The 14,765-nt window shown below is 65.8% G+C and carries 11 protein-coding genes; 6 read left to right on the top strand and 5 right to left on the bottom strand.

From position 1 onward, the window contains the following. Window positions 1-3: 3 nt before the first annotated feature. Window positions 4-576, bottom strand: a complete 573-nt coding sequence (locus tag GOOTI_RS15205; protein ID WP_007239499.1) for a DUF4245 domain-containing protein — start codon at window positions 574-576, stop codon at window positions 4-6. A 112-nt stretch (window positions 577-688) separates the two neighbouring features. Between GOOTI_RS15205 and GOOTI_RS25220 the strand changes: the two genes are divergently transcribed. The 3 genes from GOOTI_RS25220 to glpX all read left to right on the top strand — a co-directional run bounded on the left by GOOTI_RS25220 (window position 689) and on the right by glpX (window position 4,230). After that, window positions 689-2,227 (top strand): ABC transporter permease subunit, encoded by a 1,539-nt coding sequence (locus tag GOOTI_RS25220; RefSeq protein WP_007239498.1) that lies wholly within the window; start codon window positions 689-691, stop codon window positions 2,225-2,227. Window positions 2,228-2,295: 68 nt separating this feature from the next. Continuing rightward, window positions 2,296-3,075, top strand: a complete 780-nt coding sequence (locus GOOTI_RS15190; RefSeq protein WP_007239497.1) for an amino acid ABC transporter ATP-binding protein — start codon at window positions 2,296-2,298, stop codon at window positions 3,073-3,075. A gap of 159 nt (window positions 3,076-3,234) precedes the next feature. Next, window positions 3,235-4,230: a class II fructose-bisphosphatase gene (glpX, locus tag GOOTI_RS15185; protein WP_007239496.1), complete on the top strand. Its 996-nt coding sequence runs from the start codon at window positions 3,235-3,237 to the stop codon at window positions 4,228-4,230. Window positions 4,231-4,297: 67 nt separating this feature from the next. On the opposite strand, the gene GOOTI_RS15180 is transcribed toward glpX, so the two are convergent. Genes GOOTI_RS15180 through GOOTI_RS15170 form a run of 3 tightly spaced genes read right to left on the bottom strand, consistent with a single transcriptional unit; the run spans window position 4,298 to window position 9,506 of the window. Further along, entirely contained in the window at window positions 4,298-5,743 is a 1,446-nt protein-coding gene (locus tag GOOTI_RS15180) for a wax ester/triacylglycerol synthase domain-containing protein (protein WP_007239495.1), read from the bottom strand. Then, window positions 5,740-7,269, bottom strand: a complete 1,530-nt coding sequence (locus GOOTI_RS15175; protein ID WP_007239494.1) for an HAD-IB family hydrolase — start codon at window positions 7,267-7,269, stop codon at window positions 5,740-5,742. Before GOOTI_RS15175 ends, GOOTI_RS15180 begins: the two co-directional genes overlap by 4 nt. After that, window positions 7,266-9,506 (bottom strand): glycerol-3-phosphate 1-O-acyltransferase, encoded by a 2,241-nt coding sequence (locus GOOTI_RS15170; RefSeq protein ID WP_007239493.1) that lies wholly within the window; start codon window positions 9,504-9,506, stop codon window positions 7,266-7,268. The genes GOOTI_RS15175 and GOOTI_RS15170 overlap by 4 nt, the downstream gene beginning before the upstream one ends. A gap of 192 nt (window positions 9,507-9,698) precedes the next feature. Between GOOTI_RS15170 and GOOTI_RS15165 the strand changes: the two genes are divergently transcribed. The 3 genes from GOOTI_RS15165 (at window position 9,699) to GOOTI_RS15155 (ending at window position 13,713) form a co-directional block, all read left to right on the top strand. Continuing rightward, window positions 9,699-11,399, top strand: coding sequence for a fumarate hydratase (locus GOOTI_RS15165; RefSeq protein WP_007239492.1), 1,701 nt, complete (start codon window positions 9,699-9,701; stop codon window positions 11,397-11,399). 197 nt (window positions 11,400-11,596) lie between these two features. Continuing rightward, window positions 11,597-12,997, top strand: a complete 1,401-nt coding sequence (locus GOOTI_RS15160) for a class II fumarate hydratase (RefSeq protein WP_007239491.1) — start codon at window positions 11,597-11,599, stop codon at window positions 12,995-12,997. Window positions 12,998-13,017: 20 nt separating this feature from the next. Continuing rightward, window positions 13,018-13,713 carry a PIG-L deacetylase family protein gene (locus GOOTI_RS15155; RefSeq protein ID WP_007239490.1) on the top strand — a complete coding sequence of 232 codons (696 nt, stop codon included), beginning with the start codon at window positions 13,018-13,020 and terminating at the stop codon, window positions 13,711-13,713. An 84-nt stretch (window positions 13,714-13,797) separates the two neighbouring features. On the opposite strand, the gene GOOTI_RS15150 is transcribed toward GOOTI_RS15155, so the two are convergent. Continuing rightward, a complete protein-coding gene (locus GOOTI_RS15150) occupies window positions 13,798-14,760 on the bottom strand; it encodes a L,D-transpeptidase family protein (RefSeq protein ID WP_039994186.1) in 963 nt (320 codons plus the stop codon). Window positions 14,761-14,765: the final 5 nt, after the last annotated feature.

The following is a 14,765-nucleotide window of genomic DNA, read 5'->3' as shown; positions in this document are numbered from 1 at the left end:
CGGTCAGGAACCGGTCTTCGGCAACGGCTCCTGAGCCAGCACGGACTCGGCCATCTGCTGCATCTCGGAATCGGGGCCACGCGACATCACGGCGATCCGCACGTCCGAGAGGTCGGTGATCCAGAACTTGTTGCCGTCGTGCGTCGAATAGGCCACCCAGGTGCGGCCACCGATCTCCTTGGTACCGGTTCCCGACGACACGTCATCACCACCCAGCTTCTCGACCAGGTCGTCCTCGGACGCGTTGGTCTGGGTGAGCTGCAGGTATGCGCCGGTGCCGGTGACCCATCCGACATTGCTCGACGTCGAATTAGCTATCTCCTGCGTGCTGCCGGAGTTCGGTTTCCAGCCCTCGGGTGTCGGCGGACGTCGGATCGGGAACGGCATGATCCTGGCGTCGGCGGCGAGGCCGTCCCGGACGTCGTAGGCGGGGGTCTTGTCATCCGACGCGGTGCCGGTCAGCCCGACCGAGCAATTCCCCGAGGCGATCGCAACGAGTGCGCACACCGCCAGCAACGGGATCAGCGTCCAGATCATGTCCTTGCCGCTGGTCAGGATGCGGGGTTTGCTCGCCATGGCTCACGAGTATCCCAGTCGTCGACGACGCCTCGTGCCGCGGCCCTCGACGAGCGTGCCCGCGGCCACAGTTGCATCACGTCAGCGTCGGTCCCACGCGGTACCGTTCCGTATGCGCGCGCTACAGCTCGTCGTGTCCCGTCTCGGGTTCAGCACTGTGCTGGTTCGTCGCAGCGGACGGGTCGCCGTCGCGGTGCTGGTCGCGCTGATCGCAGCCGGAGCCCTCGCCGCCTGCGGCAACTCCGACGGTCAACGCAACGGCATCGACGAGATCCGGTCGTCGGGCGTGCTGCGCGTCGGTACGGAGGGCACCTACGCACCCTTCAGCTATCGCGATCCGACGACCGGTCAACTCGCGGGATATGACGTCGACGTCGCGAACGCGGTCGCCGACAAGTTGGGTGTGCGCACCGAGTTCGTCACCACGCCATGGGATTCCATCTTCGCCGGCCTCGAGGCGGGCCGGTTCGACGTCGTCGCGAATCAGGTGTCGGTCACCCCGGAACGCAAAGCGAAATACGACCTCTCCAAGCCGTACGCCGTCAGCGAAGGGGTCATCGTCACGCGTGCCGACGACAACTCGATCCGTTCGCTCGACGACCTGAGGGGCAAGACCACCGCACAGTCGGCGACGAGCAACTGGGCGCAGGTGGCCAAGGACGCGGGCGCGACCGTCGAGTCCGTCGAGGGATTCACCCAGGCGATCAAGCTGCTCAATCAGGGCCGCGTCCAGGCGACGGTCAACGACAGCGTCGCGGTCTACGCCTATTTCGCCGAGACCGGCGACACGAGTGTCAAGATCGCCGCCAAGACCGGGGACACGAGCGAGCAGGCATTCGCCGCCAGAAAAGACAGCGGCATCACCGGCGACATCAACAAGGCGCTCGACGAACTGACCGCCGACGGGACACTTTCCCGCATTTCGCAGAAGTACCTCAAAGCCGATGCGAGCGGCAGCGCGGCGGCCGGGCAGCAACAGGCCGTTCCGCGGAGCACCTGGAAGATCATCGGCGACAACCTGTGGCCCATGGCGAAGGCAACGATCACCGTGACCATCCCACTCGCGGCGATCAGCTTCGTGGTCGGACTGGTGATCGCATTGGTCGTGGCGCTGGCGAGGCTCTCCGACACGCGGGTGGTCAACTGGCTCGCGCGTGTCTACATCTCGATCATCCGCGGTACGCCGCTGCTGGTGCAGCTTTTCATCATCTTCTACGCGCTACCCGAACTGGGCATCAAGGTGCCGCCGTTTCCCGCGGCCGTCGTCGCGTTCTCGCTCAACGTCGGCGGGTACGCGGCCGAGATCATCCGCAGTGCGATCCTCTCGGTTCCGAAGGGTCAGACCGAGGCCGCGCAGACGATCGGCATGAACTATCGCACGACGATGCGTCGCATCATCCTGCCGCAGGCGGCGCGCAATGCGGTGCCGGGCTTGTCGAACACGTTGATCTCCCTGGTCAAGGACACGTCCCTCGCGTCGACGATCCTGGTGACCGAACTCCTACGCGTTGCGCAGCTGGCCGCGGCTCCGACGTTCGAGTTCTTCGCCCTCTACACCACGGCCGCGATCTACTACTGGATCGTGTGCCTGGTGCTGTCCGCGCTGCAGAACAGACTCGAATCCCGACTGGGGAGGTTCGTGACACGATGACCGACCACGACCCGACGCATCCCGACGCCCCACACCACGAGCCACACGACGAGTCACACGACGGCCCGATGGAACGACCTGCGCCCGACGCCCCATCCGGGCCCGTCGTCGACGTCGCCGGACTGACCAAGTCGTTCGGCGACAACCACGTGCTACGCGGAATCGACTTCAGCGTCGACCGGGGCACCGTCACTGTCATCCTCGGCCCCTCCGGGTCGGGCAAGACGACGATCCTGCGGGCGCTCAACGCTCTCGACATCCCCGACGCCGGTGTCATCCGCGTCGGCACACAGACGATCGACTTCAGCGGGCAGTACACGAAGTCCGACATCGCCGCCTACCGCGCGCAGAGCGCGATGGTCTTCCAGAACTACAACCTCTTCCCCCACAAGACTGTTCTCGAGAACGTGATCGAGGGTCCGGTCATCGTGCAGCATCGCGCGAAGGCAGAGGCGGTCGCCGAGGCCGAGGCGTTGCTGACGAGCGTCGGGCTCGCCGACAAGCGCGACCAGTACCCCCACCAGCTGTCGGGTGGCCAGCAGCAGCGCGTGGGAATCGTCCGCGCCGTCGCACTGCACCCGCAGGTGCTGCTCTTCGACGAACCGACGTCGGCGCTGGACCCCGAACTCGTCGGCGACGTGCTGAAGGTACTCAAGGGTCTGGCCGAGGAGAGTTGGACGATGGTGGTGGTCACCCACGAGATCCGGTTCGCTCAGGAGGTCGCCGATCAGGTGTTGTTCGTCGACGGCGGCGTCATCGTCGAGCGCGGCGGCCCCGACGAGGTGATCACCCGCCCTGCCAAGGACCGCACCCGCCAGTTCCTGCGACGCATCCTCGACCCGCTCTGACCGAGGCCCCGACCCGCGTGCGCTGCGTCGACACGTCAGATCAGCCGCCGGGCGAGTGCGTCAGCTCCCGCGCGACGTGAAATGATGAGCACGAGCATCACCGCCGACGCCCATCACCGTCGGCGCACCTCATCGCTGACGCCAAGGAGTCGATCAGACATGACAGCCGAGAACCACCAGGCACCCGACCGCAACCTTGCCATGGAGCTGGTGCGGGTCACCGAGGCAGCGGCGCTCGCCGCGGGACGCTGGGTGGGTCGCGGCGAGAAGAAAAAGGGCGACGGCGCAGCCGTCGACGCCATGCGCGAACTCCTCTCCACGGTGTCGATGCGCGGCGTCGTGGTCATCGGTGAGGGCGAGAAGGACGAGGCGCCGATGCTGTTCAACGGCGAGGAGGTCGGCAACGGGCTCGGCCCCGAGTGCGACGTCGCCGTCGATCCCATCGACGGCACAACCCTGATGGCCGAGGGCCGCCCCAACTCGATCGCCGTCATCGCGGTCAGTGAACGCGGCACCATGTACGACCCGTCGGCCGTCTTCTACATGGACAAGATCGCAGTCGGACCGGAAGCCAAGGGCGCCATCAACATCGACGAATCGGTCGAGTGGAACATCAACTCGGTCGCCAAGGCCAAGGGCATCGACGTCGGCGACCTGACCGTCGTGGTCCTCGACCGTCCGCGTCACGCCGATCTGATCGGCGAGATCCGCAAGGCGGGCGCCAAGATCCGCCTCATCTCCGACGGCGACGTCGCGGGCGCGATCGCCGCTGCCGGTGACTACTCGACCGTCGACATGCTGATGGGAGTCGGCGGTACCCCCGAGGGCATCATCACCGCGGTCGCGATGAAGTGCATGGGTGGCGAGATCCAGGGCAAGCTGTGGCCGCGCAACGACGAAGAACGCCAGAAGGCGATCGACGCCGGCCACGACCTCGACCGCGTGCTGGGCACCGACGATCTGGTCAGCGGCGAGAACTGCTTCTTCGCGGCGACCGGTGTCACGAACGGCGACATGCTGCGTGGCGTCACCTACCGTCCCGGTGGGGCGACCACCCGCTCACTGGTCATGCGATCGAAGTCGGGAACGATCCGTCGTATCGAGGCCGTGCACCGCACCACCAAGCTGCGCGAGTACGCCCGCCTCGACATCTAGTCGGTACCCCCCACGAGCCGGGTCGTCTGCGCCAGACCTCCCGGCTCGTGCGGATTCCCGGGGTCGTTCAGACCACTCGCCGCATCCCGACCCGCACGGCCGCATCGTCGGCAGGGTCGGCAGGGTCGGCGAGCGAGAGCACCTCGTCGAATCCGGCGACGATGCATTCGGCGAACAACTCGGGGTCGGTGATCGACGCCGCGTCGCAGTTCAATCCCAGGCATGCGGTGGCGTTGTGCGTGATCATGGTCGCCATCACCGCGCAGCCCGGCAACGGGCCGAACGGGAACAAGCGCTCGACCTTCGCCCCGGCGACGAAGGTCTCCCACGGAATACCGGGCACATTGCTTGCCTGTAGGTCGTTCATGCTCGTTGCGCCGCTGAACTGACCGAGGAGTTCACCAGGCATCCACGCCAGCACCGAACCGAGCGTGTTGAAGATGTCGACGGCGGGTTCGGTACGGGCCGCGCGGACCTGCTCACGGATCGTCAACACCCGTTCGAAGGGGTCGTCGATCGACATCGGCCCCGCCAGTCGACCTACCGCTATCCTGTTGCCGCCCTCCGGGTCCTCGGGTCGACGCACCGAGATCGGGATCGCCACCGGGATCGCGTCGACCTCCTGCCCCATCTTCTCGTGATAGATACGGAAGCCGCCGATCAGTCCGCCGAGATAGACGTCGTTGATCGATGCTTTCATCGACGTCGCCGCGGCCTTCAACTCCTCGAACGGAACCTCGAACGCCAGAAATCGCCACGAGAGACTCCGGTGCGCGAGAAGCGGTGAACCGGGCGGACTGATCAGCCCGGCGACCCGGGGTACCGAACGCCCGTATCGCAAGACCTTGCTCAGCGCGCGTTTGGGATCGGTCAACGCGAGCGCACCACGTACGACGAGTCCGGCCCGATACGGCGTCCGCCTGATCTCCTGGCCGACCTGGCGAGCGAGGACCTCGAGCGCCGACAGTTCTGTCGGTGCGGGGGCCGGCGGCTGAGGCTTGTCCGGGATCGGATCGCGCGAGGTCGAATGAAGTTGCGCGAGCGCGAGAATCGCTCCGAGTCCGTCAGTCAGCGCATGGTGTGCCTTGAGGAAGTACGCTGTCTTCCCGTCGGCGAGTCCTGTGATCAGGTAGCCCTCCCACGGTGGGCGTGCGGGGTCGAGCGCCGTCATCGCCAACTGTTCGCAGGTGGTGAGCAGTTCACGCATCGACCCGTCGCCGGGCAGTCTGATCCGGCGGACGTGGTAGTGGAGGTCGAACTCCGGGTCGATGGCCCAGCTTGGGGTCCCCGTGTGCAGCGGCGAATCCACCACGCGCGAACGAAACCTCGGCGCCATGCGGCTACCCCAGTCGTGCGCCGCAATCAGTCGGTCCCAGTCGGGTTCGCAGTCGTAGATCTCGATCATGGAGATCGTTCCGCGTAGTCGTCGGTCGGTATCGCCGCGCCACATCAACGCGTCGACCGGACTCATGTGCTGCTCAGTCCCCCACTCGAGGGGTTGGTCCTCACTCATCCGACAGTCTCCCCTGCGTCGTCGCGCTTCTCGTCCTGCTGCTCAACACCCGTGTTCTGCGAACCCTCTTGTTGCGCAGCGCCACTCGGCTCCGGCCAGTCGGCCAACGCGGTGATGAACATCTGACGTACGTCCTCGGCGTGCTCGCCGATGGTCTCGGTCTGCCACGCCGACGTGTCGACGGGCGGGAGCACCCGAACCTCGATCGTGCCGGGCGCGACGAGTTGCGCACCACGCCACATCAATTCGCCGACATTACGTAGCACCACCGGCACCACCGGAACGCCCGCCTGCATGGCGATGTGGAACGGACCCTTCTTGAACCTCCCGATCCGGGGCGTCGGTGAGCGTGTGCCCTCCGGTGCCACCACGAGCGAGTAGCCGTCCTCGCGCAGCTTGCGGACCGCCGGCTCGAGCTGATCGATCGCTTTGCCCGCGTCCGCGCGGTCGATGAACACCAGCCCGGCGGCATCGAGTATCTGGCCGAACACGGGTAGTGAACGAATCTCCTTCTTCGCGACGCCGGTCGCCTCGCGCTGCACGAGATGGATCATGACGGGCAGGTCGAGCTTCGACTGGTGGTTGAAGGCAAAGACGCACGGCCGATCCGACGTCAGGTGTTCGGAACCCTCGATCACCTCGACATGCACACCGGCCAACGACAATCCGACGTCGTTCCCGCTGGCGATACCCGACTGGACGATCGTCTCGAATCGCCCGCGCTGCACAACCCCGCCCACGAGTCCAGCCGCAGCGCCTGCGAGAAACGAGCCGTACATCGCCCCGGTACGCAATGCCATGCCGAAGCGGTTGTGCGACGGATTGCGCAGATCGAGGATCGGCCACCCTCTGGCCTGCGCCTCGGCCCGCAGCGTGCGTCGCGGCGACACCGCAGCCGGATGTCCGACGCTCTCGAGGTAGGGGATGTCCTCGTTGCCGTCGCTGTAGGCGAACGACGCGTCGAGATCCATGTCGTGTTCGCGTGCCAGCGCGCGCACGGCTGCCGCCTTGCCCGGACCCCACAGCGGCCGGCCGAGCACCTCTCCGGTGACGATCCCGTCGATCACCTCGACGTCGGTGGCCAGGGCGTGGTCGGCGTCTATCTCCCGGGCGATGGGTTCGATCTGGAATCGGGTCGCCGACGACGCGATGACGATCCGATGCCCCATCTCACGGTGCGCGCTGAGGATCTGCCACATCTGGGGTCGGAGCTTGGCAGCGGTCTCGTGCCGAAAGAGACTGTCCCCCATGGCGAGGAGCTCCTCATAGGTCTTCCCTGCGAACGTCGGCTTGGTGGCCTCGAGCACCTCTGCATAGTCCTGTTCGGATTCGACGCCGCGCAGACCGATGAGCGCGAAGTCGGCAACCTCGCCGAGCCCGAATTCCATACTGCGTATCCGGGCACCGAAAATGGCTGTCGCGGAGAACCCGTCGATGAGGGTGCCGTCGTAGTCGAAGAAGGCACCGATGTGTTTGCCGCGCGGCGCCGAGCGGATCTGCACCAGACGGTCGCCCAACGCACTCATACCGACGTCACTCCCGTCTGCTGGGCCTCGATCTCTGCGATCCGCGCCAACCGGTCCCGCATGTCCTCCACCTCGTCGAGCCACTGCAGGCGTGCCTCGACCACGTCGACGCCGTCGGCCGGGTCGATGAGTCCACGGTTGTCGGCCAGCTTGTACGCGGCGTCGTAGAGCTCGGTCGACACCGAGTCCCTGCTCTTCACCACTCCCTGCAGAGCCAGCTGTTTACCGAGTCCGAGGCAGTCGGTGATGATCTCCTCTTTCTCGCGTGGTTCGGTGTTCAGATCGACGAGTCGTCGAGCCATCACCAGCTGGGCGTCGAAGAACGGTTGCAGGGTGCGTCGCGCGAACAGCTCTCCCGACATGGCCGCGAAGGTGTCGTGCAACCAGGCGGGCGTCAGCCTGACGTGGCGCCACTCCGGTGCGATCAGGTCCATCTCGGCGCCGAGCCGATGCAGGAACTCCTTCTTCTTCGGGAAGAAGAACTCGAACTTGAGCAGATCCCTGATCCGCAGAGCCTCCGCCTGCGCGGCGGCCAGCCGTGTGTCGCGGTCCTCGTCGACCTCGTTGTGATCGGCCGCGAACAGCGCCACCTCGACGATCGCGCGATCGACGAAGTGGTGGATCGCGCCGTTACGGTAGTACGCCGCGACCGCATGGTTCTCACCCGCGATCGACCACACGTCGTCGATGCCACCACTGAAATGAGTGAGCACGCCTGCGTCGGTCAGTTCCTTGAGAGTCGACTTCAGTCCCAGCCCCCGACACATCGCCGGGTCCGGGCCGGGCAACCCGCGACGCTCGATGTAGGCGAGCAACGGCCGCAGGATGTGCTCGATCTCTGTTGCGGTGTATGCCCTGTCACCGGCCCCGAGCAAGGCGAAGCCGGCCAGCGAGGTCGCCGAAATCGGTGTGGCGGCATTGATCTCGTCCATCACCTTGAACGCGATCTTCTCCAGCCGCGCGGGGTCGTCCTGGTCGTGCTCGGCGATCGACTCCCGCAACGAGAACGGCTCCCCGAAACGTACGCGAGCCTCACCGAGATACGACCGCTGCGCCTTGGCGTATTTGAGCAGCCAGGTCATGTCCTCCGGCTTCTTCGTGCCACCTGCCGCCTCGCGGGCGATCGCCGAGATCTCGTGCAGTTGGTCGTAGACGATGGAGGTGGGCACGACCATCACGTCGGCGGTGTCGAGTTGCTCGATGGCGTCGACGACGTAGGCGAGCAGTCCCATCATCGGTGGACGCAACTTGCCGGTACGGCTGCGTCCGCCCTCGATGTACCACTCGAGGTTGAAGCGCTTCTCGACGATGAACGAGAGGTAGGCGCGCATCGCGAACTTGTAGATGGGATCGTTGCCGAACTTGCGCCGGATGAAGATCACACCCGCGCGCCGCGCGATGGGCGCGAGCGGCCACAGCGCAAGATTGTTGCCGCCGAGCACCAGGTTCGGTGGAAAGTCGTGGCGGCGCAGCGCATCCGCCAGCACCAGCGTGTCGACATACGACCGGTGTGACGGCAGGAAGACCAGGCCGTGTGACTTGTTGAGGTTCCGCAGCTCGCTCAGGGTGTCCAGATCGACCGACACCGTCCAGGTACGTTCGTAAAGTTTGCCGAACGTCGTCGAGAAGACGTCGTCCATCAGCGGGCTCTGCGTCGCCACGAACGTCGACATCTTGTCGATCGCGTCGGAGATGATCGCTGCCACCGGCCGACCGAGATCTGCTGCGAGCTTCGCAGCGTTGGCCTGGAAACGCGCCGACGAACCTATCTGTTGCGCCACGAGTTTGGGCACCTTGTACCGGTCACCGATGAGCTGGCGTTCGGCGCGCTCTGCCGACAGTGCGGCCGCCAATGCAACGAAGTCCGCGAAGTCCTCTCCCTCGGCCGATGCCTGCTCGTGTCGGAGCCGCAGCTCCTCGACCGTTGCCGCTTCCCCGGCAACGACGCGGGCACGGTCGGGCGAGCGCTTCTTGATGGCCCGCTGCCGGAAAGCCGGTGGGCGACGGGGATTGGAGAGCACGAGGACGTCTGCCACCGACACCCGCCGTTCGCCTTTGCGAATCGGCGGCAGCCAGACGACGCGCGCGGGGATCAGCGTCGTGTCGGGGTCGAGCGCGTCCGTGTCGATCTCGTCGAGCGTGCGAACGGGAGCCTCCGGATGTCGGTTCGACGCCCATTCGGCCACGGCCTCGCGTTCGCAGGATGTGCGTACCTCTGCCAGCACGATCGCAGCCAATGCGTTCCCCTCCCGTGTTGATCTCAGTGAATCGGACACAGTGAACTGAATCTGTGATCCACCACACAGTAATACCCGCATTGTGTTCGGCCCGCGCGGGGGCCGATTCGCCGACATCGCCGCGCGGTGGCCTGTGCCACAGCTCCCGACGGCACCCACGAGGGCGCTGACCGGCCGCGATAGAGTTTGCGCGTGAGCAAACCAGCCCTTGCTCCGGAGTTCCGCTATGCCGATTTGCTGCCCTCCGGCGCCGACGACACGCCCTACCGTCTGATCACCAGAGAGGGGGTGTCCACATTCGACGTCGACGGTCAGACCTTCCTCAAGGTCGCGCCGAAGGCACTCGAACGACTGACCTCCGAGGCGATGCACGACATCAGTCACTACCTCCGGCCGGCCCATCTGCGCCAGTTGCGCAGGATCATCGACGATCCGGAGGCTTCGGGCAACGATCGGTTCGTCGCGCTCGATCTGCTCAAGAACGTCAACATCTCGGCCGGCGGCGTGCTGCCGATGTGTCAGGACACCGGCACCGCGATCGTCATGGGAAAGAAGTCCGAGGGCGTGCTGACCGGTGTCGACGACGGCGAGTGGATCTCACGCGGTGTCTACGACGCCTACACCAAGCTCAACCTTCGCTACTCGCAGCTCGCACCACTGACCACGTACGACGAGAAGAACACGGGCACCAATCTGCCTGCGCAGGTGGAGATCTACTCGACGCAGCAGGGACCGAAGGGTCCGGAGTACAAGTTCCTCTTCATGGCCAAGGGCGGCGGCAGCGCCAACAAGTCGTTCCTGTTCCAGGAGACCAAGGCGATCCTCAACCCCGACCGCCTATTGTCCTTCCTCGACGAGAAGATCCGCTCGCTCGGCACTGCGGCCTGCCCGCCGTATCACCTCGCAGTGGTCATCGGCGGAACGTCGGCGGAATTCGCTTTGAAGACGGCCAAGTACGCGTCGGCGCACTACCTCGACACGCTCCCGACGGAAGGGTCGATGTCGGCGCACGGGTTCCGTGATCTCGAACTCGAGGAGAAGGTGTTCGAGCTGACCCAGTCCTTCGGCATCGGAGCACAGTTCGGCGGCAAGTACTTCTGCCATGACGTCCGCGTCGTGCGTCTGCCACGTCACGGCGCCTCGTGCCCAGTGGCCATCGCGGTCTCCTGCTCGGCCGATCGCCAGGCTCTCGGCAAGATCACCGCCGACGGCGTCTTTCTCGAGCAGCTCGAAACGGATCCGGCACAATACATGCCCGACGCCGGCGTCGCCGAGGACATCGAGGGCGGCGAGGTCGTCAAGATCGACCTGAACCGCCCGATGCCCGAGATCCTCGCCGAACTGTCGAAGTACCCGGTCAAGACGCGACTGTCACTGACCGGCCCACTCGTCGTGGCCCGCGACATCGCACACGCCAAAATCAAGGAACGCCTCGACGCGGGCGAGCCGATGCCGCAGTACCTGCGCGACCACCCCGTGTACTACGCGGGCCCCGCCAAGACGCCCGAGGGCATGGCGTCCGGTTCGTTCGGTCCGACGACCGCGGGTCGGATGGATTCCTACGTCGAGCAGTTCCAGGCCGCAGGTGGGTCGATGGTCATGCTGGCCAAGGGAAATCGCTCCGCCCAGGTCACCAGGGCGTGCGACGCCCACGGGGGCTTCTACCTCGGTTCGATCGGCGGTCCCGCGGCCCGCCTCGCCCTCGACTGCATCAAGAGCCAGGAGGTCATCGAATACCCCGAGCTCGGCATGGAGGCGGTGTGGAAGATCGAGGTCGAGGACTTCCCCGCGTTCATCGTCGTCGACGACAAGGGCAACGACTTCTTCACCGACCCGTCCGGCTCGGTCACCGTGCCGCTGGGCGGCGTGCGGATTCGGTCGAAGGAGCGCTGAGCGAGCGGTCTTGCGGCTCGTGCTCTTCCGGGCACGGACACCGCACCGCGGCGTCGATCATGATCCCCAGTGCCTCTGCCGTACACAGGTGCCAGATCCTGGCACCTGTGTACGGCAGACGCGGCCCCACAACCCGCTGCGAGTAGCGTTGTTTGAGGTAGTCCTAACCCACCGTCGAGAACCGGAGGACGAGACAGATGGCGCAGCAGCAGTACCGCATCGAGCACGACACCATGGGCGAGGTCAAGGTCCCCGTCGACGCGCTGTGGCGCGCGCAGACGCAGCGCGCAGTGGAGAACTTCCCGATCAGCCACCGCCCACTCGAGCGCACGCAGATCCGGGCAATGGGACTACTGAAGGCAGCCTGCGCACAGGTCAACAAAGACCTCGGTCTGCTCGACGCCACCAAGGCCGACGCCATCATCTCCGCGGCCAAGGAGATCGCCGACGGCAAGCACGACGACCAGTTCCCGATCGACGTCTTCCAGACCGGCTCGGGCACCAGCTCGAACATGAATGCCAATGAGGTCATCGCCTCGATCGCCAAGGGCAACGGCGTCGACGTCCACCCGAACGACGACGTGAACATGTCGCAGTCGTCGAATGACACGTTCCCGACGGCGACACATGTCGCGGCCACCGAGGCTGTCGTCACCGACCTCATCCCCGCGCTCGATCATCTCAGGCTCGCGCTGCTGGCCAAGGCCGAGGAGTGGCGTGAGGTGGTCAAGAGCGGGCGCACCCACCTGATGGACGCGGTTCCGGTCACGCTCGGCCAAGAGTTCAGCGGATACACACGACAGGTCGAGGCCGGAATCGAACGCCTGACCGCTACACTCCCGCGCGTCGGCGAGGTACCGATCGGTGGCACAGCAGTCGGCACAGGACTCAACGCCCCCGACCATTTCGGCACGAAGGTCGTCGCCGAACTCGTCAAGCTGACCGACGTCGACGCGATCACGTTGGCCAAGAACAACTTCGAGGCCCAGGCGGCGCGCGACGGTCTCGTCGAACTGTCGGGTCAACTCAAGACGATCGCGGTCTCGCTGACCAAGATCGCCAACGACGTCCGCTGGATGGGCTCCGGCCCGCTGACCGGACTCGCCGAGATCCACCTCCCCGACCTCCAGCCGGGCAGCTCGATCATGCCGGGCAAGGTGAATCCCGTTCTGCCCGAGGCGGTCACGCAGGTCGCCGCCCAGGTCATCGGCAACGACGCCGCGGTCACGTGGGGCGGTGGCAACGGCGCGTTCGAACTCAACGTCTACATCCCGATGATGGCCCGCAACGTGCTCGAATCGTTGAAGCTGCTCGCCAACGTCTCGCGGCTGTTCGCCGACCGGTGCATCTCCGGACTGCGAGCCGACGAGGAACGCTTGCGGACTCTCGCGGAGAGCTCGCCGTCGATCGTCACGCCGCTGAACTCCGCCATCGGCTACGAGGAGGCCGCGGCGGTGGCGAAGCAGGCACTCAAGGAGCACAAGACGATTCGACAGACCGTCATCGACCGCGGTCTCGTGCCCGACAAGCTCAGCGAGGAAGAACTCGACAAGCGCCTCGACGTGTTGAAGATGGCCAACCTCGACCACAAGCGTTGAGCCGTCGATAGAGTCGGACCATGTCCGATCTGACACCCTTCCCGACCGACTGGCACACCGCTCTGGCGCTCGTCGCGCATCCCGACGATCCCGAATACGGGATGGCGGCGGCGGTTGCGAAGTGGACCGGCGAGGGCAAACGCGTGGTGTACGCCCTCGCGTCGAGCGGTGAAGTCGGCATCGAGGGGATGGACGCTGCGCAGGCAGGCCCGCTGCGCGAGGGTGAGCAGCGAGCGTCGGCCGCGATTGTCGGCGTCGGCGAGGTCGGGTTCTGGGGCTTTCCGGACAGCAACATTCGCAACACGCCGGAACTGCGTGCGGCGGTCGCAGACACCATCAGGCGTGTCGATCCCCAAGTGGTGCTCTCCCTCTACGGCGGCGCGGAGTGGGCTCCGGGTAAGCCCAATCAGCGCGACCACATGGAGTTCTCCGCCGCAGTCCTCGACGCCTACGACTCTCTCGCCGAGGACGCCCCCCGATGGTTGTTCGAGAACGGCCCGCACCCGACCCATGCGGTCGATGTCACCGACCAGGTCGATGTTGCGGTGAAATCCCTTGCCGCACACGAGGTGTATCTGGGGGTACTCGACCCGGCCACACCCGTCGTCGAGCAGGCCCGCGCACAGGTCGAGGCGATGACCGCGCCGCGCGACGACTTCGGCGGTCGCCACGCGGCGTGCTTCGAGCTCAAGCGGGAGAACGTCGCGTCACACTGACCCCCATCGACAAACGTGGGTCGAATCCGAGAAGCGGTGCTCTAGCACCCACATCTTCGGATTCGACCCACGGTCGGTCTAGGGCTACTTCGTTCCCAGCAGCGTCGGGATGAGGTTGACCAGCTGGGTCAGCAGATCGCTCAATCCCTTGTCGCCCAGGATGTCCGACACCCCCGGAAGACTCGGTGTCGTGGGAGTGGTCGGCGTCGTGGGAGTGGTTCCCGACGGCGCGGTGGTGCTCGGGGCGTCACCCGTCGGCGCGGCGGCGTTGACCCCGATGGTGATCTTCGGGTGCTTGGCCGGGTCGAGCCAGACGAGGATCTTCTTCATCAGCTCACGGTCGATTGCCACACAGCCCTGCGTCGGCTCACCGTTGGTGACGTGGAGGAACATCGCCGACGCCTTGCCCGGCACACGTTGCGGATTGTGGGCGATGTTGACGGCGTAGTCGTAGACCGGACCGGAGTCGTAGAGGTTCTCGCTGTCGCCACCGGGGCTCTTGGCCGACCGGACGTGTGTGTTGTAGGTCGGCGACTTCATGTTCGAGTCCCACCAGTCCTGGCGCGTGGCCTGGAAGTAGGGCATCTTGGTGCCCGGATTCGCTTCCCTGCCGAATGCCTGGTCGAGCGCGAAAGTGCCCTCGGGCGTGCGGGGCACGTTGTCCTTCGGTTCGCCCATCCCCTGCGATCCCAGGAATGCCTTGGTCGGTCCGAATGCGGGCTTCCACGACTTGTCGGCGCCCTTTTCGAAAGCGGTGAGTGTCGCAGTGGTGTCGGTGGCCTTCGGCGCGGTCACCACGATCATCTGGCTGGTGTCCGACGCCGTGGTCCCCGGCGTCGTCGATCCGTTCCCCGCGAGCTTGTCGAGGAGTCCGTCAACCGCGGGAATTCCTATCGACGGAATCGGTGACGTGCCCGACGTCTTCGGAGTGGTCGGCGTTGTCGGACTTGTGGGGGTTGTCGAGGTTCCCGGCGCGGCCAATGCCTGGCCGGCACCGGCAACGATTGCGGCCATCACCGCAATCGCTACAAGTCCCAACAGTCTCATTCGCC

Origin of the sequence: Gordonia otitidis NBRC 100426 (genome assembly GCF_000248075.1) — a bacterium.
GTDB classification, from domain to species: domain Bacteria; phylum Actinomycetota; class Actinomycetes; order Mycobacteriales; family Mycobacteriaceae; genus Gordonia; species Gordonia otitidis.
The sequence above is the reverse complement of the archived record's forward strand: the minus strand, read 5'-3'. Positions and strand labels throughout refer to the sequence as shown.

Bases quoted from the DNA above. Each gene is read 5' to 3' on its own strand.
- GOOTI_RS15205 (WP_007239499.1), bottom strand. From the start codon at position 576: ATGGCGAGCAAACCCCGCATCCTGACCAGCGGCAAGGACATGATCTGG.
- GOOTI_RS15155 (WP_007239490.1), top strand. From the start codon at position 13,018: ATGTCCGATCTGACACCCTTCCCGACCGACTGGCACACCGCTCTGGCG.
- glpX (WP_007239496.1), top strand. From the start codon at position 3,235: ATGACAGCCGAGAACCACCAGGCACCCGACCGCAACCTTGCCATGGAG.
- GOOTI_RS25220 (WP_007239498.1), top strand. From the start codon at position 689: ATGCGCGCGCTACAGCTCGTCGTGTCCCGTCTCGGGTTCAGCACTGTG.
- GOOTI_RS15160 (WP_007239491.1), top strand. From the start codon at position 11,597: ATGGCGCAGCAGCAGTACCGCATCGAGCACGACACCATGGGCGAGGTC.
- GOOTI_RS15150 (WP_039994186.1), bottom strand. From the start codon at position 14,760: ATGAGACTGTTGGGACTTGTAGCGATTGCGGTGATGGCCGCAATCGTT.
- GOOTI_RS15190 (WP_007239497.1), top strand. From the start codon at position 2,296: ATGGAACGACCTGCGCCCGACGCCCCATCCGGGCCCGTCGTCGACGTC.
- GOOTI_RS15175 (WP_007239494.1), bottom strand. From the start codon at position 7,269: ATGAGTGCGTTGGGCGACCGTCTGGTGCAGATCCGCTCGGCGCCGCGC.
- GOOTI_RS15180 (WP_007239495.1), bottom strand. From the start codon at position 5,743: ATGAGTGAGGACCAACCCCTCGAGTGGGGGACTGAGCAGCACATGAGT.